The sequence below is a fragment of the Bacteroidota bacterium genome (assembly GCA_016720935.1).
GTDB lineage: Bacteria > Bacteroidota > Bacteroidia > AKYH767-A > 2013-40CM-41-45 > JADKJP01.
The window spans coordinates 1-24,116 of sequence record JADKJP010000007.1 but is presented as its reverse complement, the minus strand read 5'-3'; the positions used below and the strand labels follow the sequence as shown (position 1 = coordinate 24,116).

General features: G+C 41.1%; 20 protein-coding genes and 4 pseudogenes. 9 read left to right on the top strand and 15 right to left on the bottom strand.

The window, feature by feature from the left end; translation table 11 throughout:
* Nucleotides 1-67 precede the first annotated feature (67 nt).
* The 6 genes from IPP86_14360 (at nucleotide 68) to IPP86_14335 (ending at nucleotide 6,344) form a co-directional block, all read left to right on the top strand.
* A complete protein-coding gene (locus IPP86_14360) occupies nucleotides 68-352 on the top strand; it encodes a hypothetical protein (GenBank protein ID MBL0139687.1) in 285 nt (94 codons plus the stop codon).
* Between the two features lie 21 nt (nucleotides 353-373).
* Entirely contained in the window at nucleotides 374-1,135 is a 762-nt protein-coding gene (locus tag IPP86_14355) for an MBL fold metallo-hydrolase (GenBank protein MBL0139686.1), read from the top strand.
* Nucleotides 1,136-1,229: 94 nt separating this feature from the next.
* Complete coding sequence (ffh, locus tag IPP86_14350; protein ID MBL0139685.1) at nucleotides 1,230-2,564, top strand: signal recognition particle protein; 1,335 nt, start codon at nucleotides 1,230-1,232, stop codon at nucleotides 2,562-2,564.
* A gap of 54 nt (nucleotides 2,565-2,618) precedes the next feature.
* Nucleotides 2,619-3,521, top strand: coding sequence for a bifunctional 5,10-methylene-tetrahydrofolate dehydrogenase/5,10-methylene-tetrahydrofolate cyclohydrolase (locus IPP86_14345; protein MBL0139684.1), 903 nt, complete (start codon nucleotides 2,619-2,621; stop codon nucleotides 3,519-3,521).
* 93 nt (nucleotides 3,522-3,614) lie between these two features.
* The gene (locus IPP86_14340) at nucleotides 3,615-4,229 is read left to right on the top strand and encodes a 7-carboxy-7-deazaguanine synthase QueE (GenBank protein ID MBL0139683.1); all 615 of its coding nucleotides are present in this window, start codon (nucleotides 3,615-3,617) and stop codon (nucleotides 4,227-4,229) included.
* A gap of 141 nt (nucleotides 4,230-4,370) precedes the next feature.
* Complete coding sequence (locus IPP86_14335; GenBank protein MBL0139682.1) at nucleotides 4,371-6,344, top strand: PD40 domain-containing protein; 1,974 nt, start codon at nucleotides 4,371-4,373, stop codon at nucleotides 6,342-6,344.
* Nucleotides 6,345-6,379: 35 nt separating this feature from the next.
* Here the strand turns inward: IPP86_14335 and IPP86_14330 are convergent, their stop codons facing one another.
* The 5 genes from IPP86_14330 to IPP86_14310 form a co-directional block, all read right to left on the bottom strand.
* Entirely contained in the window at nucleotides 6,380-7,837 is a 1,458-nt protein-coding gene (locus tag IPP86_14330) for a T9SS type A sorting domain-containing protein (protein ID MBL0139681.1), read from the bottom strand.
* Between the two features lie 5 nt (nucleotides 7,838-7,842).
* Nucleotides 7,843-8,652 carry a 3-deoxy-8-phosphooctulonate synthase gene (kdsA, locus tag IPP86_14325; GenBank protein ID MBL0139680.1) on the bottom strand — a complete coding sequence of 270 codons (810 nt, stop codon included), beginning with the start codon at nucleotides 8,650-8,652 and terminating at the stop codon, nucleotides 7,843-7,845.
* Between the two features lie 2 nt (nucleotides 8,653-8,654).
* Nucleotides 8,655-9,944 (bottom strand): hypothetical protein, encoded by a 1,290-nt coding sequence (locus IPP86_14320; GenBank protein MBL0139679.1) that lies wholly within the window; start codon nucleotides 9,942-9,944, stop codon nucleotides 8,655-8,657.
* Nucleotides 9,922-11,520: a hypothetical protein gene (locus tag IPP86_14315; protein MBL0139678.1), complete on the bottom strand. Its 1,599-nt coding sequence runs from the start codon at nucleotides 11,518-11,520 to the stop codon at nucleotides 9,922-9,924. The genes IPP86_14320 and IPP86_14315 overlap by 23 nt, the downstream gene beginning before the upstream one ends.
* Nucleotides 11,521-11,678: 158 nt before the next feature.
* On the bottom strand, nucleotides 11,679-12,962 hold the full coding sequence (locus tag IPP86_14310) for a replication-associated recombination protein A (GenBank protein MBL0139677.1): 1,284 nt from the start codon (nucleotides 12,960-12,962) through the stop codon (nucleotides 11,679-11,681).
* A gap of 164 nt (nucleotides 12,963-13,126) precedes the next feature.
* Between IPP86_14310 and IPP86_14305 the strand changes: the two genes are divergently transcribed.
* Together IPP86_14305 and IPP86_14300 are read left to right on the top strand one after the other, a co-directional pair.
* On the top strand, nucleotides 13,127-15,292 hold the full coding sequence (locus IPP86_14305; GenBank protein ID MBL0139676.1) for a TonB-dependent receptor: 2,166 nt from the start codon (nucleotides 13,127-13,129) through the stop codon (nucleotides 15,290-15,292).
* Nucleotides 15,256-15,660, top strand: coding sequence for an outer membrane beta-barrel protein (locus IPP86_14300; protein MBL0139675.1), 405 nt, complete (start codon nucleotides 15,256-15,258; stop codon nucleotides 15,658-15,660). The genes IPP86_14305 and IPP86_14300 overlap by 37 nt, the downstream gene beginning before the upstream one ends.
* A 37-nt stretch (nucleotides 15,661-15,697) precedes the next feature.
* On the opposite strand, the gene IPP86_14295 is transcribed toward IPP86_14300, so the two are convergent.
* The 9 genes and pseudogenes from IPP86_14295 to IPP86_14255 form a co-directional block, all read right to left on the bottom strand.
* On the bottom strand, nucleotides 15,698-16,990 hold the full coding sequence (locus tag IPP86_14295) for an acetyl-CoA hydrolase/transferase family protein (protein ID MBL0139674.1): 1,293 nt from the start codon (nucleotides 16,988-16,990) through the stop codon (nucleotides 15,698-15,700).
* Between the two features lie 134 nt (nucleotides 16,991-17,124).
* Nucleotides 17,125-17,874, bottom strand: coding sequence for a thioredoxin (locus tag IPP86_14290; GenBank protein ID MBL0139673.1), 750 nt, complete (start codon nucleotides 17,872-17,874; stop codon nucleotides 17,125-17,127).
* Nucleotides 17,871-18,316, bottom strand: a pseudogene (locus IPP86_14285) (OsmC family protein). The gene IPP86_14290 and the pseudogene IPP86_14285 overlap by 4 nt, the downstream one beginning before the upstream one ends.
* A gap of 6 nt (nucleotides 18,317-18,322) precedes the next feature.
* Nucleotides 18,323-18,620 (bottom strand): annotated as a pseudogene (trxA, locus tag IPP86_14280) (thioredoxin).
* 36 nt (nucleotides 18,621-18,656) lie between these two features.
* On the bottom strand, nucleotides 18,657-18,944 hold the full coding sequence (locus IPP86_14275; GenBank protein MBL0139672.1) for a hypothetical protein: 288 nt from the start codon (nucleotides 18,942-18,944) through the stop codon (nucleotides 18,657-18,659).
* Nucleotides 18,937-19,254, bottom strand: coding sequence for a rhodanese-like domain-containing protein (locus IPP86_14270; protein ID MBL0139671.1), 318 nt, complete (start codon nucleotides 19,252-19,254; stop codon nucleotides 18,937-18,939). The genes IPP86_14275 and IPP86_14270 overlap by 8 nt, the downstream gene beginning before the upstream one ends.
* Before the next feature lie 127 nt (nucleotides 19,255-19,381).
* The gene (locus IPP86_14265) at nucleotides 19,382-19,663 is read right to left on the bottom strand and encodes a rhodanese-like domain-containing protein (protein MBL0139670.1); all 282 of its coding nucleotides are present in this window, start codon (nucleotides 19,661-19,663) and stop codon (nucleotides 19,382-19,384) included.
* Between the two features lie 135 nt (nucleotides 19,664-19,798).
* Nucleotides 19,799-20,416: a Crp/Fnr family transcriptional regulator gene (locus tag IPP86_14260; protein ID MBL0139669.1), complete on the bottom strand. Its 618-nt coding sequence runs from the start codon at nucleotides 20,414-20,416 to the stop codon at nucleotides 19,799-19,801.
* Nucleotides 20,417-20,654: 238 nt separating this feature from the next.
* A complete protein-coding gene (locus IPP86_14255) occupies nucleotides 20,655-20,843 on the bottom strand; it encodes a hypothetical protein (GenBank protein ID MBL0139668.1) in 189 nt (62 codons plus the stop codon).
* Between the two features lie 244 nt (nucleotides 20,844-21,087).
* Between IPP86_14255 and IPP86_14250 the strand changes: the two are divergent.
* A pseudogene (locus tag IPP86_14250) lies at nucleotides 21,088-21,838 on the top strand (hypothetical protein).
* A 509-nt stretch (nucleotides 21,839-22,347) separates the two neighbouring features.
* Here IPP86_14250 and IPP86_14245 read toward each other — a convergent pair.
* Nucleotides 22,348-22,777 (bottom strand): annotated as a pseudogene (locus tag IPP86_14245) (hypothetical protein).
* Nucleotides 22,778-24,116: the final 1,339 nt, after the last annotated feature.

Below are 24,116 nucleotides of genomic sequence, written 5' to 3'. Positions count from 1 at the left end.
ATCCATTATGTGGAAAACCGGCTTTCGGGATATGCCGGCATTTCATCCTAAAGCCTATATTTGCGGCATGGTAAAACTCACGCAACATACACTTGATAAACTGGAAGAATTATTAACGCTTGCCGGCTATAAAGTCCGTAATGAAAAGGGCAATTTTAAATCCGGTAGTTGTGTCATCGAATCATCCAAAATCATTGTTCTCAACAAGTTTGCCCCTGTTGAAGCCAAAGTTTCATACCTCATAGAAGCCATTCAATCGCTTACTCTTGACGAGAGTCTGATGGATGAAAAATACCTTCGTTTTCTTCAGGAAGTCCGTCAAACCGAAATCAATTTTTCAACTACTGACTAATTTTGGAAGGGTGAGAACATGATAAAAATCACCTTTCTCGGTACCGGAACTTCTCAGGGAGTTCCAATGATCGGATGCAATTGTGAAGTTTGTACTTCCAGGGATCCCAAAGACAAACGCCTACGGACTTCTATTCTTGTCGAACAGGATGGAGTCTCTGTTGTCATTGATGCAGGACCCGATTTTCGGCAACAAATGCTGCGTGAAAATGTGAAGCATCTGAACGCGGTTCTGTTTACGCACGAACACAAAGACCATATTGCCGGTTTAGATGATGTAAGAGCCTATAATTACCTCTCCGGCAAGGCGATGGATGTCTATGCCACTCCACAAGTCCAGGAGGCTTTAAAACGAGAATTCTTTTATGTGTTTTCCGGTGCCAGTTATCCCGGTATTCCAAAATTACAATTGCATACAGTACACAACCTCCCTTTTGAAATAGAAGGTATCCGGTTTACCCCAATTGAAGTGATGCATCTCAATCTCCCTGTTTTTGGGTTTAGAATGAATGACTTCACCTATATCACAGATGCCAATTTCATTTCTGAATCGGAAAAAGAGAAAATAAAGGGTTCCAGATACTTGGTGCTTAATGCTTTACGAAGGGAAAGGCACGTTTCTCATTTTACACTTAATGAAGCAGTTGAATTGATCGAAGAACTTAAACCCGAAAAGGCATGGCTCATCCATTTAAGTCACCAAATGGGTCGCCACGAAGACGTTGACAAAGAACTTCCCCCATATATCCGTTGTGCTTACGATGGCTTAAAAATAGAAGTATAAATAGGGAAGATTCCCCTTTCTTTTCCTAATTTTACGTCCCCGGAAATCTCTTCCGTTGGTTTGCATAAAGGTGTATATAATACTGTAATTCAATATGTTCGAAAGTCTCAGCGATAAACTTGAACGGGCCTTTAAAGTCCTGAAAGGTGAAGGAAAAATCTCGGAAATCAATGTAGCCGAAACTCTGAAAGAGGTAAGGAAAGCATTGCTGGATGCTGACGTTAACTTTAAAGTTGCCAAACAGTTCACAGATACAGTAAAAGAAAAGGCACTCGGACAAAACGTACTGACAGCAGTTTCTCCCGGACAGTTAATGATCAAAATTGCCCATGATGAACTGACTCAGTTGATGGGCGGGCAAAAGGTTGACATTAATCTGGATTCAAATCCGGCGATCATTTTGATGTCGGGTCTGCAAGGTTCCGGTAAAACTACATTATCAGGTAAACTCGCGAATTATCTTAAATCCAAAAAGCAAAAGCACCCATTGCTTGTTGCTTGTGACGTATACCGTCCTGCAGCGATCGACCAGTTGAAAGTACTGGGTGAGCAATTGGATGTTCCGGTTTATAGCGAAGAAGGAAATAAAAATCCGATTGAAATCGCGATGCGTGGTATTCAACACGCGAAAGAAACAAACCGGAATGTAGTCATCATTGATACCGCCGGTCGTCTGGCAATTGATGAACAAATGATGGATGAAATCGCCGCGATTAAAAAGGCGATCAATCCGAATGAAATTTTGTTTGTCGTTGACGCGATGACTGGACAGGATGCTGTTAATACCGCGAAAGCATTTAATGATCGTTTGAATTTTGACGGTGTCGTACTCACCAAGCTTGATGGTGATACACGCGGTGGAGCAGCATTATCCATCAAATCAGTAGTTAATAAACCAATCAAATTTGTAGGAACCGGGGAAAAGCTCGACGCGCTTGACGTTTTCTATCCTGAACGGATGTCGGACCGTATCCTGGGAATGGGAGACATTGTTTCTCTCGTTGAGAAAGCCCAGGAGCAATACGATGAAGTTGAAGCGGCGAAACTGCAAAAGAAAATCGCGAAGAACCAGTTTGGCTTTAATGATTTTCTTTCTCAGATCCAGCAAATAAAAAAGATGGGAAACATGAAGGATCTGCTGGGCATGATTCCGGGTGTCGGTAAAGCGATCCGGGACATTGACATCAGCAACGATTCTTTTAAACATATCGAGGCGATTATTCAGTCGATGACACATCAGGAGCGGGAAAATCCTTCCCTGATCAACGGAAGCAGAAGACAACGTATTGCAAATGGAAGTGGAACTTCCGTGCAGGAAGTAAACAAACTGCTCAAGCAATTTGAAGAAATGCGGAAGATGATGAGGGTCTTTTCCAATAAAGATCAGGCAGCCAAACTGATGCGCAATATGCCCGGAATGAGAAAATAACAACCTGAAAAACCTGTGGAATTATCTACAGGTTTTTCTTTGATCCAATACGCCATGATTCTTCTAGATGGTAAATTAACTGCTGCGAGTGCTAAATCCAGGATCATTTCCGAAGTGAAATCCATGATTGCAGCCGGACAAAGACCACCACATCTCTGCGCGATCCTTGTCGGAAATGACGGTGCTTCCGAAACCTATGTTGCAAGCAAAGCAAAAAACTGTGAGGATGTAGGATTCCGATCGACCTTGTTACGTTACCCTGAAGACATCGCTGAAGAAACATTGCTCGAAAAAATCAGGGAGATCAACGATGATCCGGAAATCGATGGACTGATTGTTCAGCTCCCTTTGCCTAAACATATCGCAGTACAGAAAGTGACGGAAACCATTTCCCCAAGAAAAGATGTGGATGGATTTCATCCGGTGAATGTTGGAAGAATGGTTCAAAATCAACCTTGCTATCTTCCGGCGACTCCACTCGGAATTCTCCTGATGCTGGAGCATTATCAGATAGAAACGAGCGGGAAAAAATGTGTAGTCATCGGGCGAAGTAACATCGTCGGAATGCCCATGAGTATCCTCTTGTCCAGAAACAGCAACCCCGGAAATTGCACAGTTACTATCTGTCATAGCAAAACCAAAAATATCGAAGAGATTGCCAGGACTGCGGATATCCTTATTGCTGCAATCGGTAAACCTCGATTTGTAAAAGCTTCCATGGTAAAAGAAGGTGCTGTGGTGATTGATGTTGGCATCACCCGTGAACAATCGACATTGACCAAGAGTGGTTATAAAATCGCAGGTGATGTAGATTTTGACGATGTATCTTCCAAAGCAGCATACCTGAGTCCAGTTCCCGGAGGAGTTGGTCTGATGACCATTATCGGTTTATTACAGAATACACTCCGTGCAGCAAAAGGCGAAGTGGAATTCTGGAAAGGGGAGCTGATCTCCTGAAACATATTACCGGATAAAATATTTATTTACCAGTTTAATACCCATATTTTTTGGGCAATCCATTTTGATTTTGCCTTTCAGAAATTCGCATACATGTCAGCAGAGAATTCAATAGCCTATCCTTTAATGGAGCACTTTTACACCATACAGGGTGAAGGCGCGAATACCGGAAAGGCAGCTTATTTTTTACGTCTTGGTGGTTGCGATGTTGGATGTGTCTGGTGTGATGTCAAAGAATCCTGGGAAGCAGGAAAACATCCATTGGTCACTGTTGATGCGATGGTGGATTATGTAAAACAGTCAGGAGCAAAACGCGTGGTAATCACAGGAGGAGAGCCTGCTATGTACGACTTGTCCTCCTTAACCGATGCTTTGCATCAGCTGGGACTTGAATGTTATATTGAAACATCAGGTGCTTATACTCTCACGGGTGATTGGGACTGGATTTGTGTTTCTCCTAAAAAGTTTAAACGACCTCTTGACGAAGTCCTGAATGCAGCCCATGAATTGAAAGTGATTGTTTACAATGAAAGTGATTTCAGCTGGGCTGAACAACATCGTTTGAAAGTGAAAGATACCTGCATGCTTTTTTTACAACCGGAATATTCGGTATTCAATAAGGTAAGCCCTTTGATCGTTGATTATGCAATGAAATCACCCGATTGGACCATTTCGCTGCAAACGCACAAAATTTTGCAGATTCCATAGTAGTTTCGCTGATCCAAATCCAGACATTAAAGACAATTTTTTCTTCGGATTTGGTTGAAAAGTCTGTGATGAAAATTCTCACGCCCGGGTTTGCATAATCAGTGTGGCAGTATATTTGTTTCAAACCGTATCATCTTCAATATGCAAGGGAAATTCAATCACTTCTTTACCGGTATTTTTATTCTCATTTTGTTTTCTTCAAGCGTACTTTTCGCTCAACAGGAATACACCACTTCTGTACCCAAAGCCGTCAGGAGTTTTGATACAGCGCTGAATTATTACGATTCCAGGAAAAATAAGGAAGCGCTTGAATCCCTCGAACAAGCCATCCAGGCTGATCCGAAATTTATTGAAGCGTTTATGTTGCGAGCGAACATATATTCAGATATGCGGAATTATGAAAAAGCCATTGAAGCATACAATGAAGCGATTCGCCTGAATCCTGATTTTTTTCCAAATAATTATTTTTCTCTTGCCAAAAGTGAATACCTCGCCGGACGCTATGGCGACGCGAAATTGCATTACCAGAAATTTATCACCTATCCGAAATTAAAAGCGAATCTGGTCACCAACGCGAAGCAAATGATAGAAAACTGTGCGTTTGCAGAACAGGCGGTAAAAAATCCGGTGCCATTTAATCCGGTAAACCTGGGTGATAGTATCAATACTGGTGAGGAGGAATATTTCCCGGCCATCACTGCGGATGCAAAAACATTTTTGTTCACCAGAAGAATCAGAATGCAATACACATCAGGCAGAAACTCTCAACAGGAAGATTTTTATCTGAGCCATTTTGAAAACGGACATTGGACAAAAGCATTGGCCGTGACGGAAATCAACACAGCTGGAAATGAAGGCGCACCTTCTCTTGCCGCGGACGGGCAATATCTCTTTTTTACTGCCTGTGAGGAAATGTTTGAAAGCTCTGATGCACGAAAAACCAATGGCAGCTGTGATATTTTTATCGCGAAAAAAGTGGGCGATAAATTTAATGCGCCGAGAAATCTGGAAGCTCCAATCAATACCGGAGCTTGGGAGAGTCAACCTTCCTTTTCTTCGGACGGACGAACACTTTATTTTGTACGTGCAATAAAGGGAAGTGATGGCCGCACCCAACGCGATATTCTTGTATCCAAAATCGGTGATAACTCCGCATGGAGCGAACCTGTTTCCGTTTCCGATAAAATTAACACCAGCGGTGATGAAATGTCGGTATTCATACATCCGGATGATCAGACATTGTATTTCTCTTCTGACGGACATCCGGGTATGGGCGGACTGGATATTTTCATGAGCAAACGAAATCCTATGGGCGTATGGGGAGAACCGGTGAATCTTGGCTATCCGATCAACACGACAGCGGATGAAAATTCTCTCCTGGTTAGTCCTTCCGGTGAACTTGCATTTTTTGCCTCTGATCGTCCGGGAGGAAAAGGTCAATTGGATTTGTATCAATTCGCGTTGCCTGAAAATATGCGACCTCAACCGGTGACTTACATGAAAGGTAAAGTGTATGATATTGAAACGAAGAAACCACTTGCCGCCAGCTTTGAATTGATTGATCTGGCTACCGGAAAGACAGTGGTCAGTTCAACATCAAATAGTGGAAATGGAGAATTTCTGGTGTGTCTGCCAACCGGTAAAAGTTACGCATTGAATGTCTCTAAAGACGGTTACCTATTTTACTCAGAAAATTTCCAGCTCAAAGATTCAAAATCATCAAAAGATCCTGTGTTGAAAGATGTTGGAATGAAACCGATTAAAGTCGGACAAAGTGTGGTACTTAAAAACATTTTTTACGATTTTGACAAATATGATTTGAAAGATGAATCCATGGCCGAATTAGGAAAACTCATTTCTTTCCTGAACAAGAATCCTAAAATTCGGATTGAAGTAGGTGGGCATACTGATAATGTCGGAGGTAAGCAATACAATCAGCAACTCTCGGAGAAAAGGGCAAAATCAGTTTATGATTATCTGATCCAAAAAGGAATTGCCTCAACCAGATTAGAGTTTAAAGGTTATGGGGATACAAAAGCCGTTGCTGATAATTCCACGGATTCGGGTCGTTCTCAAAACCGCAGAACGGAGTTTACAATTTTATCAGTCAATTAAAGGGACGCGACGAGTGTTAATCTCTTAAACTGAAATCAATCCTCTTTGATTATCCGGTAATTGTAGGTGCTTCCTTTCATAGAAATAACTTGTAGCAAATACAATCCATTTGGAAATTCTTCAGTTGAAATCTGCAAAGATTCTCCTTTATTTGAAATAGATTTCATCAGTATCCCTGCAGATGAAAAAATCCGGATAGAATAATTTTCTGTTGAATTTTGAAGTTTATTTGGAAAAATTGTCAGTAATGAGCTGCATGGATTTGGGTAAATTGAAAATGGATTTTCCTTACTAATTTCCGGGACGTTTATTGTCACGACATTGGTAGTTGTCAATGCATGATTGGTTTTCACCAGCATGATGGATTGAAAAGTTGGTCCAAATGATTTTGTTGTTCCAATTAATGCAAAACCGGTATCTGAAGTTGGCACAAATGAATAGCAGATTTCATCATCGTTTCCACCCCAATTCGCTGCATAGATGAAGTTTCCGGAAGTGTCAAATTTCATCAAATGGTAATCCTGATTTCCCGAACCAAAAGTAGAAGTAGAGCCCGCAGCAAAAAGGGTATCATTCACGTACATGATTTTATTAAACCCTTCGGTTTTGCCATTCTCATGAAGAGGATTTTCAAATATTTTAATTCCTGATGAGTTTAACCCGAAAATTAATTCATCGCGGTTTGTGTCCGCTGCAGTAAGCATATAACCACATAATCCCAGACTTCCTGAATTGTATTCAGTGATCGAATGGAATCTGGTAGCTTCAGGTCCCTGATAAAAATAATTCCAAAGTGTATCACCGTTGGATGCGTTTATTTTAACCGCATATGCCTCGTCTTTTGATGTATTTGAGTCTATGAAATATCCACAGGCGACAAAGTTACCGTCTTGAACAGGAATTATATTTTTCAGTTGTAGATCAAATGGGGAATCAAGGAATTTTTCCCAAACAATTCCTCCGACAGAATCCAATCGAAGTATCCAACCGGTTGGTCGTCCATTACTTGTTCCATAACTGGTTCCCGCAGTAATAAATCCATGATCCGAAGTTGGTGCAATGGATTCAATCAGATCCCAGTTCGATGTACCATAAGTTCGGCTCCACAAGAGATTTCCAATCGAATCGGTTCTTACCAGATAGCCGTTGTAATCGTTATTAATATTAAAACTATTTGTGTACCCGGCCAGGATAAATCCATGGTCAGAAGTCATCAACGTTGCTTTGCATTGATCGATGTTATTCCCGCCATACAATTGTGACCATAAAAAAGTACCGCTGGAGTCCGTCCTTAGCAGGTACATATCAGGAACTTCATTCCAGCTACCTGTTGTAGATCCCGTGATTGCATATCCCAAATCTGCCGTCTGACCAATCCAGGCAGCTTCATTCATTCGTCCGAAACCGAATGTCCTGATAAATATAGATTGGCCATTCAGGTCGGAAAAAAATAAGAATATGCAAATAAAAAGGAGTGGGAGTCGGATTTTCATAGGCTTCAAATCGCTTTTCTCAACGATATCAGTTTGCGTAACAAATCTTCAAGCAAGTCCAGATGAAGCATGTTTGCGCCATCTGAAAGAGCTTTAGCCGGATCAGGATGAGTTTCCACAAAGATGCCATCAACACCTGCCGCAATACCGGCTTTCGCAATTAGTTCAATTAATTCCGGTTTTCCCCCGGTTACTCCGGAACTCTGATTTGGCTGTTGAAGAGAGTGGGTGATGTCCAGAATAACAGGAACATTGTTTTTCTGAAGCGCTGGAATGTTTCTGTAATCTACAATCAAGTCCTGGTAACCAAACATATTTCCACGTTCGGTGAGCATAATATTCGGATTACCTGCTTCACGAACTTTTGTTACTGCAAATTTCATCGCATCAGCGGAAAGGAACTGCCCCTTTTTTATGTTGACGGTTTTTCCGGTTTTAGCAGCTGCAACAAGAAGTTCGGTCTGTCTGCACAGGAAAGCAGGAATCTGCAGGACATCAGCAACCCGTGCGGCAAAAGCTGCCTCATGACTCTCGTGAATGTCGGTTACTATCGGCACACCAACTTCCTTTTTTACAGTCTCCAATACGTTCAATGCTTCTTCATCACCAATTCCGGTAAATGAATCCAAACGTGTACGGTTGGCTTTACGATAACTCGCTTTGAAAATATAGGGTATGGATAATCGATCAGTAATGTCTTTAACCCTGCGAGCAATCATCAGGCACATTTCCGGACTTTCGACAACACATGGACCGGCCATCAGAAAGAAATTTCCTGAATCTAAATTTCGAAGGTGCGGTATATTACTTAACATAATTATAAATATTTTGACAAAGATACGAAAGCTCCCTGAGCTCTTCCCGATTTAGTATTTAACCATCCGCTCAGGTTCTGACTGGCTAGCTTTAAAAACCATGTTTGACCAATTTTTACTTCATAGGATAAACCTGCCTGCCAGAGAGTGTATCCACCATAACCAAGCATTACTCCAAGTCGATGTCTTTCTTTAAATTGATGTTCAAATCGGAACCAGCCGTGGGGAAGATAGGAACTGAAAAAAATCTGTTCCAGACCTATATTGATACTATTTTGGTTATTCAGATGCCTGCAATAATTCAATGAAAGTTTTCCCGGTAAATTATATTGAAAGGATTCATTTTTTCTTCTGTGTAAAAATCCTTGTACAAACGCGCTGTCTGAGGAAACATTGGTGCTGATGGAATCTGAAAAATCAAATAGTGAACTCGCGTCAATTCCTTCGAAACGGAATAAACTGTCGGCAGGAACAGAATAGGATTTATCGTTGAACTGAATAAAACCAAGATTGCTGAGCCGTACACTGAATTCGTTTTTATCTTCATCCTGAATCGTGATTGCCAGATGAACAGAGCCACCAATTCCATTCATTGATCCGAGTCCAGTACTGGAAGAATCACTTCCTCTGAGGTGAATATTAAAATCGATATCAAGAAATTCTGCATCCGCGGATGTAAACAAATTGGCACGATCGGAATGTATACTTTGAAATTTTTGTCCTTTATTAAAACTAATTCCGGCCTGATAGAGATATGTTCTCCGATTTCCTTTGCTTTCTTTTGACAAACCAATAGTGAATTGCTGGTAATGGAGCAAACTGAAATCAAACTCTCCAAGTTCCGCGGTTTTTCCTGCATATGCAGAATTTCCTCTGAAGTAAATTTCAAACGCATCGCGGGTAAAACTGCTGTGAAGATGATTCAGATCGGCAATGCCGATGTTCCATGAAAATCCTTCTTTCTGAAATAATTTATCCAGTTGCTGCGAATAAGTAATCGCGTAACCTGCATCAGCCCCAAAACGATTTACGGCAAAGAGATTTTTGCTGACCTCATCTTTCATATCAGTATTGATGAATCTGGCGAAAAAATAAGAAGAGGCAAGTTTATTCGTGATAGCATCACTCGCGAAATCATATCCTGTACTTAATTCAATCTTCGACTTTTTTTGTGTATCCTTCCCGAAAGAATCAAGCCATGTTCCTGCTTTCAAATGAATTGAAGCGAAAAGGAAAAAGCAAAAAAGAATAAGACAGCGTTTCAGAAAATTAACGTATTGAATAAATTCCATCAGCAATTAATTTCAGGTCCAGGTGATAATCCGAGTACATCTGTACAAGGCCGGGATAAGAAGGAGTAGTGAATTTTGCACGGATTGCCATCTTCTTCGCCTCAAGCAAATGTTGCTTGCGGGATGCGTCAACCGGAATTGGTATTTTGGTTCTTACAGGGGAAATTACCCTGAAGGATGCATCGGTGTTGGCTTGCGCAATCGAAGAAGGTATGAGCAGAGAATCGGTCATTACACCGTTTTCATTCAACAGAAACAGCTGAAGATCCATGGTAAATGGAAAGCCATTATCAGCAAGAAGCGTGAAAGTTGAGGGTCCAACCGGATCGAGATTCAACAGATCCGATGTCGCGATTTCCTGTGTGTCGGCGAGTTGAACCTGATTCAATGCAAACCTTAATGGTAATTGAAGCGTCAGATGTGTATTCACCAAATGGTCACGATATAGAAAATCGCTATTGCCTGAAACGTTACCCAAAGGGTTCAGACTGAAATCAAGATCGTACAAAAATCTATCCGGTAAATTCTCAACAAGGTTAATCAGGTTGCTGTTTGAATTGTCTAAATGAATAGTGGTATAGGTTGGGCGCACAGGTGATAAAGGATTCCCGGTTTCAGTAGCCCTGTTGAGATTGATGTAACGATTCAATACAGTAGGAGCAAGGAGATCAATTGTAGTTCCGGTGTGTTCATTCTTTGATTGAAAAGATGATAGCAAGGTCTGAATTTCCGCTCCAAGTCCGTTCTCAATTTTAAGATCCATCGAAAGACTGTCAAGCTGAACAGTACCACTTTGAATTAACCTGCCAATTCCGGATGTTACCTCGCTGGTCTGATGAATTGTCTTTTGGCCGAGATATCCTTTTCCATATTCAGGAACAAGACTGAGAATGACAGTATTTAAATTAATTAAAGTATCGCCCATTGAAATAGTGAACACCTGGCCATTGGGATCAGATACTGCTTCAACATTGTAATACGCCGTGTTGGTTTGATTTCCGGCAGCACCGGTAAGATCAAATAAATATCCATCCAGATCATATGTTCCACTAAAAGTAACCGGAGATGTTACAGACCCGGAGTCTACATATTCCTGAACTTTAAAAGGCAAACCATCTTTCATTGCTTTCGGAATAATGTAGGTCACTTTTACTTTGGTTGGTAATGTGTTTCGAATTTCAAGTCTTATTTTACCTGAACGGATTAATACTTCTGTAAGCTGAGGACCTGAAATTCCCAATCGAATATTGTTATTTACACTATAGAATGGAGTGTTGGGTTGAACTGGATATGGAATGAATTGCCAGATGTTCAGGGTCTTTAATGTTGTATCCGGAATTTTAAACAGAGAATCAGGATCAAGTTTGAAAACATCCGATGAATAAAATAAACTTACCGATCCATCCGGATTGATCTGTTGCAATGAATCGGCGATCAACTGGTCAATACTCAATCTGGCTTTCAGGATCGGACCTATCACAGCGACATCCCATTGAGGACGATCATTTTCTTTTTTACAGGAAAACTGTAAGAAGAGGAGGGAAAGAAAAAGTAGAGGGATGAGTGTTTTTTTCACAAGTCTGCTTCTGCGTAAAGATGCAAAAAAATATTAGAACATTGAACAGGGGAATGTCACGAATAGGTCATTCCTATTCTGGATTCAGGAACGGTGAATTCCGATCAGAGACCTTAGGTAAAAATCAGGAATTTACTGAGGGTTGATATGATATTGAATCAATAATTGTATTTCTCCTTCCAAAGATGTTGGAGGAATAAGCGTAGTTCATTTTCCCTTGGATTGTTTCCCGGATCATATAATTTACTTCCACTGATTCCCTGAGGTAAAAATTCCTGTTTAGCGAAATTTCCTTCCTTCGAATGATCGTAATCATAGCCTTTACCATAACCAAGCTCTTTCATGAGTTTAGTCGGTGCATTGCGGATATTTAAAGGCACCGGAAGATCACCGGTTTTATCTACCAGCGACAATGCTTCTTCAATTGCCATATAAGACGCGTTGCTTTTAGCCGAAGATGCGAGGTATACGGCAGTTTGAGAAAGTATGATCCGGCTTTCCGGAAAACCGATCTTTTGACAAGCTTCAAAACAAGCATTTGCAATTACCATAGCGGTAGGATTCGCGTTCCCAATATCTTCGGAAGCGAGAATGACCATTCTGCGCGCAATGAACAATGGATCTTCTCCTCCCCGGATCATTCTTGCAAGCCAGTACACTGCCGCGTTTGGATCAGAACCTCGCATGGATTTTATAAACGCGCTGATGATGTCGTAATGTTGCTCACCACCTTTGTCGTAAAGAGCAGTTTTCTCCTGGGCGATGTCCTGCACAACAGCGTTTGTAATCACGGCTTCTTCAGATTCCGGAAAAGTATTGACAACCAGTTCAAACAGATTCAGCAATTTGCGTGCGTCACCACCTGATAAACGAAGTAATGATTCAGTCTCTTCAAGTCTTATCTTACGTTTTTGTAAAATCGGATCTGTTTTCATCGCCTGATCCAGGATTCGCACAAGATCATCCTTTGATAATTCTTTCAGCACATAGACCTGGCATCTTGAAAGCAATGGAGAGATTACCTCGAAGGAAGGATTTTCCGTAGTCGCGCCAATGAGTGTTACAAGTCCTTTCTCAACAGCACCCAATAATGAATCCTGCTGACTTTTGCTGAACCGGTGAATTTCATCGATGAACAAAACCGGGCTCCCGGGAACTTCTTTCAATTCCGTAGCATACCGGGCTGCTTTTTCAATGACTTCCCGTACATCTTTTACACCTGAACTTACAGCGCTCAAAACATAAAAAGGTCTGCGAAGTTGACGTGCAATAATTCCGGCTAACGTAGTCTTACCAACACCCGGAGGACCCCAGAATATAATTGATGGAATTGAATTTGAATGAATGGAGCGTCTTAGAATTGCTCCTTCGCCAACAAGATGTTCCTGGCCAATATAATGGTCAAGATCATTTGGGCGCATCCTTTCTGCCAGTGGTGTCATCTTGGAATTTGATCCGATAAAGATACTTACAAAGGCGGTTCAATTTTCATTCAGAATCAGCATAATTTATTCTGTATTCTCCATTCTCGATCCTTGAACTTGAACAGGTTAACGATTCTTAAGGACGAATGAAGAAATATTTATAGTTAGTCTGACCTACCCAAATGATTACCTTTGCAGCGATGGAAAAGCAAACGAATGCCATAAGATTATTTTTTCTCATCGCGCTTTTTGTCAGCGCAGGTTTTTTTCTGAAAGCACAGGATTCAGGGAGGATGAACAGACCCGGTTCGGATTCCCTGCGTAACGCGATGCCTAAAATTGGAAAATTGTCAGGGAAAATCATTGATTCCAAAACCAATAAACCGGTCGAGTATGCTTCCGTCGTCGCGATCAAACCCCGTGATTCTTCTATGGTTGGTGGTGCACTGACCGACACAAAAGGTAAATTTCTCATAGAAGATTTACCAATGGGGCGCTTTCGTCTCAAGATTACCATCCTTGGATATGGAATTCAATATACTGAACCGATGGTCATCACTCCGCAAAATGTTGAAGTGGATGCAGGAGTTATTTCTATTGATCCAAGTACTGCCAGATTGAAAGAAGTCAATGTTTCCGCTGAAAGGCCAGACCTGATCAATTCACTGGAGAGAAAAGTTTACAATGTCGATAAGAACATAGTCAATACCGGAGGAACTGTTACTGAAGTACTTTCCAATATTCCTTCCGTGAATGTTGACATGGATGGAAAAGTGAGTCTGCGTGGAACAGAAAATGTTACCATCCTCATCGACGGAAAACCCTCCGGCATGCTGGGTGGTGACAGAAAAGCAGTTCTTCAGCAGATCCCTGCCAGTGCTGTCGATCAGATAGAAGTCATTACAAATCCATCCGCGAAATACGATGCTGACGGAATGGGCGGAATCATCAATATCAAAACCAAGAAAGGCAAATTGCAGGGGATGAATGGAAATGTCGCTGCCGGAGTTGGAACCAACGACAAGTACAACTTTTCGCTTGGACTCAACAACAGGAGTTCCAAAATGAATCTCTATGCGAACTATTCATTTCGCCATGAAAACCGTACCAACACCGGATCGGGCGATCAGGATAATTATTTCCCCGGACAAGATCGGTATTCCTATGAGTACAATTCACATTCCACAAATAAATCTGAATTTCACACCGGAAAAATCGGTGCTGATTTTTATCTCAATAAAAACAATGTTCTTGGGATAAATGGTTCCGTTACAAGACGGAAAAATGATCAGCCTGGTCAGTCGGATTACTCTTTTATGAATAGTCTTGGTAATGTGTATGAAAGCTATTACACGATGTCTACTGAAGTAGATAAAAACACGAGTTATGATGCAGGACTGGATTACAAACGAACCTGGACAGGTTCTAAGCGTGAGCTTTCCGGTAGTGTTAATTATACTTCCAATGAAAGAACAGAAGAAAGTAGTTTATCAAGCAGCAAATATTTTGACAAGGATAAACCTTATCAGTTGAGTGATAACCTGAATACATATCAGACCATCATCAGTCAGATTGATTTTGTCCAGCCAATAAAAGACAATTCAAAGTTTGAAGCGGGTTTAAAAAATACCTTGCGTCAATTCGATAACGATCAGATCATTTCCAGCCTCGATAGTGCCGGATCAGACTACCTCACCAATGCATTAAAATCCGATCATTTTATTTTTGATGAGCAGGTTTTTGCGGCATACTCAATGTACACAGGGAAATGGAAAAAATTTGAGTACAATGCCGGCTTACGGGCTGAACAAACGCTGACGAATGGAAATTCCAGGTCGCAGTCAACTTCTTTCAGTAAGGATTACCTTGCTTTCTTTCCAAGCGCTTTTCTGAAATATATAATTTCTGATAAACAGGATATGCAAATTTCCTATAGCAGAAGAGTTAACCGACCGGAAATGCGTTCCTTGAATCCTTTTGTGGATTATTCTGACTCCTTATTTCTCAGGAAAGGGAATCCGGAATTAAAACCCGAATTTATTCATTCACTTGAATTGGGTTATTCAAGAATGATCAACAATTTTAATTTGACTACAACAGTTTATTATCGTCACACCGATCAATTGATTTCACGCTATCGGACCATTGACGGTACAACCGGGATTTCTACCGCTACTTTTATCAATTACAGTTCGTCTGAAAATATCGGAGCGGAAGCAATCCTTCGGTATACAATGGATAAGCTCGGCAATGTCATGGGTAGTTTTAATGTTTATCAGAATACGATCAACGGAAAAATATTGAAGCGGATTTGCAAAGCGCTTCTACACAGTGGTCAGCAAGGTTGAATGTCAATTTGAGATTAGGAAAGACTACAGGATTTCAGCTAACAGGCAATTACATGTCACCCTTCAAGGGCCCGATATCACGATTTAAAGGAATGAGTGGAGTAGATGCGGGGATACGACAGGATTTGTGGAAAGGAAAAGGATCATTAAGTCTGAATGTAACGGATGTTTTTGGCACCAGAAAAATGGACATCACTTCATTTAACGATTATTACATTTCCCACATGATTCGGACACGTGAATCCAGAGTTGGAATGCTGACACTGACTTATCGTTTTGGAAAACAAGACAGCAATCTGTTCCAGAGAAAAAAGAATCAACGTGGAAATATGCCACAACAGGATACGCCTGAAATGATTGACTTCTGATGAATGAATTTGATCAGATTAAAACGTTCTGATCAAATCAAATGAATTTTCCACCAAACCTGTCGTGTGCTGCACGGTCCAGCATTTCTCTGTCATCAGGATGTGCAATGCTGATCAGGGCTTGTGCTCTTTGTCTGAGGTTTTTTCCGAGCAGGAAAGCGACACCAAATTCCGTAACAACATAATGTACATGTGCACGTGTAGTTACAACACCGGCGCCTTGTTTCAGAAATGGAACGATTCGCGAAGTACCCTTACGGGTTCTGGATGCAAGCGCGATGATTGGTTTTCCACCTTCAGATAATGCCGCACCACGCATAAAATCCATCTGTCCTCCAACTCCGGAATACTGATATGTTCCAATTGAATCTGAACAAATTTGTCCTGTGAGATCAATTTCAATACAGCTGTTAATGGCATGTACTTTAGGATTCTGACGAATCACAGAAACTTCGTTTACATAATCAATGTCATGAAAAGCGAAGGATGGATTGTCGTGCACATAATCGTACAATCTTCTTGATCCCAGACAAAAACCGGTGACACTTCTGCCCGGATGTTTGACTTTGAATTTATTGTTGATGACATCACTTTCGATCAGATCAATTACTCCGTCCGAGAACATCTCTGTGTGAATTCCAAGGTTTTTGTGATTTCCCAGGAAACTGAGTACAGCATCGGGAATAGCGCCAATTCCCATTTGCAACGTCGCTTTATCCGGAATTAATTCCGCGATGTATTCACCAATTCTTTTTTCATCATCTGAAACCCGTTCTCCAAAAGTCATTTCGTGGATCGGTTCATCCGCATAAACAAGTGCGTGAAAGGCATCTACATGGATCATTCCGTCGCCATGTGTTCTTGGCATCTGGGGGTTCACCTGAGCAATAACATGTGCTGAACGGTTTACAGCTGTACGGGCAATGTCAACAGAAACACCAAGGGAACAATAGCCGTGTTCGTCAGGAATGGATACCTGTACAATAGCGACATCCAATGGCAGAATGTTATTCCGAAACAGATCCGGAATCTCACTGAGAAACACCGGAACATAATCAGCCCGGCCATCGTGAACGGCCTGTCGGATGGGTTCTGAGACAAATAATGAATTTGTATAAAAACTGTTCGCGTATTCCGGATTGGCTACCGGGAAATCACCTAGAACACTGATACACACCAGTTCAACATTTCTGAGTTCGGGAGCTCTTTCCGCCAGCTTCTGTAACATGTAGGTTGGCGTAGCGGCACTTCCGTGTATGAATACTCGCTGACCACTTTTAATTACACGTAATGCCTCATCGGCTCTGGAATAAATATACCTGTCAATCATAAATGACTATAATTTCGTGGTGCAAAGGAAAGAAAAGTTTGATTGCGCCAGGAAAAAATAAGTTGAAGAAATGAACTGTTAAAGAGTGAAAAAATGTTCAATTAAAATCATGTCAGATGACATGAATCAGTGTTTTATAATTTTGTTTCGTCTAAAAGCTTCTGTTTTTCAATGTATCCGTTATGCTTCCATAGCAGGTTGCCATTTTTATACAATTCAAGATATGGGATAGCATCAATGCCTTTGCTCTTCAGCAGATTTTTGTTTTTGTCAGCATCAATCAATAAAAGAATCATTTTATCCTTCTTTTCATTGGCAAGTGACTGCAGAACCGGCAACATCTTTTTACAAGGTGCACACCATGTTGCATTGTAATCAACCAGAGTATATTTATCCGGTGAAAGTGATTTTTTAAAATCTTCAGGACTCATTCCCGGTTCATTTGCGGCATCGTTCGCGCTTTCAACACTTTTGCCTGCAGCATTCCATTTCATCATTCCGCCTTCCATATTGTAAATTTCCCGGAATCCCATTTCAGCCATCATAGTAGCGGCAGAGGAGGAGCGACCACCGGATAAACAATAAACAAATGTCGGTTTGCTTTTGTCAAGAGTACTGATAAGGGTCTTGAAATCAGAACTTCTGAAATCCATATTCATGGCATGTTTCAGATGTCCGCCTTTGTATTCTTCCGGTGTTCTTACGTCTACAATCTGAATGTCATTTTTATTTTGTATCAACAGATCATATGCAATAACGTTCAGATTTTTTAAAATCGGAGTGCTGCTTTGAGTCTTAGGAGCAGGTTTCTCTGCTGAATTTTGGGAGAATGATACAGTTGAAATAAAAACAAGCAGACTAAGAACAGATAAGAATTTTCTCATATGGTTTCAGGAACGAGTATTGTTGGGTTGAATATTATTTTTGATTTAACTGAATTAGAAATCAAACAGGCAGCTTCAGATTTTGAAGTATTCGTAATGCTTTTTCCGGATCAGTGCTTTTAGCAATCGAAAGTTTTGGCATCAGTTCAACTTCCGATATCATAAATTTACCATCGACTATTTCCAATTTCCCTTTTGCTGCGGATTCAAAACTAAGAAATTCCAATTTAGAATTTTCAGCAATGGCCAGAAAGGTTGTCATCAGACAGGAATTGACGGCAGCGACAAGCAAATGTTCCGGAGACCAGATTCCCGGCATTCCCTTTGCGAATTCCGGAGGTGTCGCGACTTCTATGGAAGTAGTCAGCACCGGCGAATTCATAGTTCCTTTGCGATCCGAATCCCATTTCAAATTTACATCATAATAATGAACCTTTTCCATAGTCTTTTAATTAAATTTTGAGAGGATATTGGTAAGATGATCGGCTGGTACAACACCGGATTGACGCCATTTTATTTCTCCGTTTTGAAATAAAATCAGCGTAGGCACTCCCCTGGATGTGATACATTCCCGCGGCACCAGGATTTTTATCCACATCAACTTTGATGATTGTAACCCTGTCGCCGACATTGGATTTTACCTGCTCCAGGATCGGGGCCATCATTTTACATGGACCACACCATTCTGCGGAAAAGTCGACCAGTACGGGTTTTCCGGAACTGATTAATTCTTGAAAGGATGACATTTTATTTTGGTTTTATATCTCTAACCTGAGCTAAATTCAGGAGCGAGAATTTTGTTTTATAGATTCTGAAGGTTTCGATTTTATTTCCACGAATTCGGTAATACTGTTTTGTGAGGAATTTTTCGGATTGGGATCAGTTGTACATCCACTCACACCGCAACATCCGGTATTGGTTATTGCCTGATAGAACAACAATGCACCAAATAAACCCGACAAGGAATCTTTGTAGACAATTCCCTGAATCAGCAGGGAAGTTCCCAAACCAAAGCGTATCCAGCGAACCAGGTTCCAGGCAGCAAGTGATCGTACAAGAGAATTAATCATTTGAAATACTTTTTAAACTAACCCAGCTTCCGGCATTGTGTACATGCACAAATCCTTTTGACTTCAAAATGTGTCGGGCGGAAGAGCTACGCATTCCGGAAGCACAACAGGTGAGAATTTGTTTTTCCTTATCCACTTTTGATAATTGTCCCGGCAAATTGTTCAACGGGATATTCAGCGATCCTTTGATGTGACCGGATCTGAATTCATCCGGTGTTCTTACATCTACGATGATGGCGCCGTTCTGAATCCATTCATGGACATTTACAGATGGACTGATTCCGAAAGCTTTTTTGAGGAGAGAGAGCATGATTTAGTAAGGTGTGAGGTATGTAGTGTGAAGTGTGTAGAGTGAAGTGTGTAGTGTGTAGAGTGAAGTGTGTAGTGTGAAGTGTGTAGAGTGAAGCGTGTAGTGTGTATAGTGATGATAATTCTTTTTATTTTGAATGTTGTAAATAGTTTACATCAAGCCATGAGCCTGCGTTGTGACAAGGGATGTCAATTGAATTTAGATAATCGGCAACCATGCCACTTCTGTTGCCACTGGCGCAACAAAGAATCAGATTTTTCATTTTTTTCAATTCTTCAATTCGTTCTTCTATTTCGTCCATAGGTATGTTAATACTACCTGCTACATGTCCACCCATAAATTCAAGTGAAGAACGAACGTCAACTACTGTGGCATTGCCATTACGGAGTTCCTGAATTAGTTTTTCCATTTAGATATCTGCTTATTTTTATGCAAATGTCGGGGCAAGCAACCGCTGTCCATGTGACAATTGTTGGATAAATCATAAAAATTGAAAAGAGAGAATTAAAAAAGCAGAATTTCTATAATTGAAATGCAGAAACTGTCAATCGAGCAGGAGTTCGATGGTGTTTCTTCCCAGAATAACCATCTTTTTTTCTTCCATGGTTCTTAAAAGCCGGGATACAACTTCTCTGTGAGTATGCAATTCATCCGCGATTTCCTGGTGTGTAATGTATAAAGCTTTGGTATTCACAGCTTTTGCTCTTTGTTGCAGATAATGAAGAAGTTGCTTGTCAAGATTGTTAAAAGCAATCATGTCAATCACATTCAACAATTCGGAAAACCGGTTTCCGTACGTTGTATTAATAAAGGAACGCCATTCCGGGTATTTGAACCAGTCTTCGATTTGCTGCACCGGAATCAGCAGGATTTCCGTTTTGTCCTCAGCAATCGCTTTCACCATACTCTTTTTCCCGGTCTGACAACAATTGAGCGCCATGGCACAGGTTTGTCCGGGATACAAATGATACAGAAATACCTCTTTGCCATCAGGATCCTGGCGTACAATACGCAGGACACCGGATTGTACAATCGGAATGAACTGAATTGCATCGCCTGTTTCCATCAGGATGTCATCCTTTTCCAGTTGCTTGTGCTTTGAATATTTTTCAATATCAATTACAAGAGAGGCATCTTTAAAGAGGGTGGAGCTGATGGTCATTGTTTTCTGAAATGTATTTGAAATCAAATTGAAATTGAAATGTAATGTGAACGTATCACTTCCCGATACAAAAAATAGTGAACCCTTATATATCAGGGCTTTCCGAAGATTGGGCAACAAATAGCCAACAACAACTGATTAAGCAAGGGAAAACGCTACACAAAGAAAAGAAAAATCTTTGTTGATGGTAGGGTGTGCTGTGCCTTATCATAGACAAAAGCAAAGATAAGATTTCTACTTACCTAAGTTGCTTTGCAACTGTTTCCGGTTGCAAGCCCATGTACTGGCAAAACTCATCAACAGTAACAACCTGGTGCTGCTGCTTCTTGAAGTGATCTTTAATCTTCTTGATGAGGTTTCTTCCATACCTGTCGCTTCTGCCTGTGATTACCTGAATGTCCTTCGGATAAATGCACAGTCTATTCATTATTTCAATTATACTTTTATACACTATCCATACCGATGATATACTTCAAATATGAAAGTGATACTGCAAATATAAATCATTTTCATAGGCGGTGAAAGTGTGTTTGTTGGAATAATGCGGAAGAAACGGAACGGATGACTTTCAACTTTTGCATAGCCTAAATACTGCTTCTATTTTTGTTTTCAAATGCTGATAAAACAGCTAAAAAAGAAACGGTTTTACTAACTCATAAAAATTTTAAGCAATGGCAAAATTAAAAGGTATTCTAAAAATTGAAGGAACTCTGGATGAGTTAACCTTCTACAAAACACAAGATGGTCACCTGGTGAAAACCAAAGGTGGTGTATCTGCTGACCGTATTGCAAATGATCCAAACTTTCAGCGTACCCGTGAAAACGGTTCTGAATTTGGAAGCTCCGCAACTGCCGGTAAAGTTCTCCGCAATGCAGTTCGTAATTTGATGATGAACGCTGCTGACAATCGTGTTACCAGTCGTTTAACTCAAATCATGACGCAAATCAAAAATTACGATGTGGCTTCTCCTCGTGGTGAACGCACCGTTGCCGATGGTATTGCTGATCCTGCTGCATTGGCTTTGTTGAAAGATTTTGATTTCAACGACAAAGCTCTTTTGAGTGGTGTGATGTTTGCACCCTTTACGGTTGTGCCTCTTACAGGAGTAATCAACATTCCTGCGTTTGTACCGATTAATGATATTTCGTATCCTTCTGGGGCTACACATATCAGCATGAAAGGTGCTTTTGCAAATGTTGACTTCACCAACGAAATCAGTGCAATTGAGTACAGTCCTGTAACCAACTTGCCGATTGATGGAACCAACACTCCTGTAACACTTACTCCCTGCCGGTGTTCCTGCTGGTACTGGCACTAAGTTTTACCTGTTGCTGATTGAGTTCTTTCAGGAAGTGAACGGTATTCAGTATTCGCTTAAAAATGGCTCATACAACGTGCTGAACATCGTTGATGCTGCATAAAAATTGTTCGTTCTTTCAGTTAGGAAAAAGCCCTGCCGATTTGGTGGGGCTTTTCTTTTAGCAAAGCCCCTAAAAGGGCAATGCTGAAAGCTGACGAACACCTGATGGATAACGCCAAAGGCAACAACCACAAGGAAGGCGATAAACCCTAACGCCTGTGTGATGCTGGGCAATGATAGCCGACTTGCGAACATAGCGGCTATATGCATGAGGTGAAAGCTGCAAGAACTGATGAAGGACCTGCGGAGTAAATGGGCAAATGCCTGGATGGCTGCCGGAACTGATACGAGGATGCTTTTGCATAATAAATAAATTTTATGTGCATCTCTCAGCATGGCGGATAAAAAAACCAAAAGGAAACGGAATAAATGATAGCCTTGTGCGGTGGGTCTGTGTTTATGCCGTAGTCTTTTGGTTTTTTTAGGTTGGCTTTGTGCGTCTGCCCGCCATGCTACCTTTGCACATGAAAATTTATTTATGCAACGAGCAGTATCATGTAAGGGGCTGCCCTACATTTTGCTTTTTAAGTGCCGGTAAATCATGGCTCTTTTCAGGTCATTTATTAAAGCCAATTGCTGCCGGATATTCTTTTCCCTTTCTTCCAGTTGTTTGATTTTATCAACTGTTGCGGTGTATTCGTTTTCCTGTGTGCTTACCACTGCTGCCTGAGTGCTTACCTCTTGCTTAAATTCAGCAATCCGAATAAACGGAATAACGGAACCAGTGAGCAACTGATGAAAATGCTTTGCTTTCCATAAACCGAATAGCAGCCAGAAATAAAAAATCCTTTTGCTTTTGATTTTTGCAGATGCAAACAAATGAATTTGGACAAGGTGCAGTAAGAGGCTTACCGCTGTTTAATCCTTTGCAAAGGATGTAAAACTCAAACTCTGTGGCTTGATTTTTTGGGCTGTACGTTTGAAACTTTGGACTGTGCATGATTGTAGCTTTAAATTTTAAGCTGCTTTGAATCTTTGCAACTGCCCTGCTTCGCTTACGCTACGCAACACATATATAATTTGACAAAGAAAAAAACAGAAAAAAAAAGAAAGCAATCGCAGAGGTGGCGTGGCTAAAAAACCAAAAGGAAACGGAATAAGTCCCGAAGGGTGAAAGGCAAATACCAATAAAAAAATAAACAGATTATTTGCCTTTCATTATGCCGTAGTCTTTTGGTTTTTTTCAAGCGTTGGCCTGTGCCAGCCACCTACCTTTGCTGCACTTTTTATTTTTATTTTTTTCAGGATCATCTTTTCAACTTCTATTCTCCTTTAGAAAAAAGAAATCCGAATTGTATTTCTACAATGCTTATCAATCATCATAAAATTTTAATTGGAACGGAGATGTCTTTCGTGGGTCGGCTGGGGTAAACACTTCGCAGGAAAAAATAAAGCATACCGCTTTCAATCGTGCGGTGGGTCAAGAGCAAATGCAATGACTGAACGGAATGGAGCAAACCGGGTTGGTGGCTTGGAGTGGCATGAGCAGTTTGCTTAGAAGCGTTGGCGGCTATTGAAACTTATCAAAAAATAAAAGCCATTGTAGCGTGGGATAAGCAAATGCCATGACACGGAAAGCCTGTGTGATGGCTTTGCGGAATGCAGAGAAGGAATTGCTTTTGCTGTGCGGTGCTGAGGTTGGTGAAATGAACGTAGGCGGAATGTAGTGAAGGATAGTGTAGAGAATGAAGCGAAGCGGAATGAACGGAACGCCTGAACGGAATGGAGATGAAGTGAATGAACCTACCGCAAGCACATGGCAATAGATAAATTCATGCTTTATTTTTTACTGCACCATTGAAAGGGAGGCGGGGTGTCGAGGGTTTTGGGGGTGCGGTGGCAAAAGCACGGCTTCATCCCGTTTTTCACGGGATGCTATGGTGTTGGCTACTTAACATAATGGCGACTTATGTGACAGCCACTGCGGTGGGATGCTTGCATAAGCGATGGGTGGCTGTGCGAAGCGAACACATAAGACCGCATTATGTTTAAGTATGCTTCCGCCAATTTTTATACTGGCATAAGCGAAACGGTGGTGGTGGTTGGAGTGCAGCGTCTTTTTGTTGCTATGCTTGTGTTGGCTTGGCTCTTTGGCTGTGTAGCGAAGCGGAACAGGCAATGTGCCAAAAGCGTGGGGAGCATAGCCACAAAAAGTATGACAGTTTAAAAATGGCGGCAACACCATAGATGTAGTGGAAGGGCTGGCTTCGTGTGTTAGCCACTGCATAAGCCGTGCTTGTGGGCTGGCTGGGGGGCTTCAAAAGATTCGTGAGGAACGA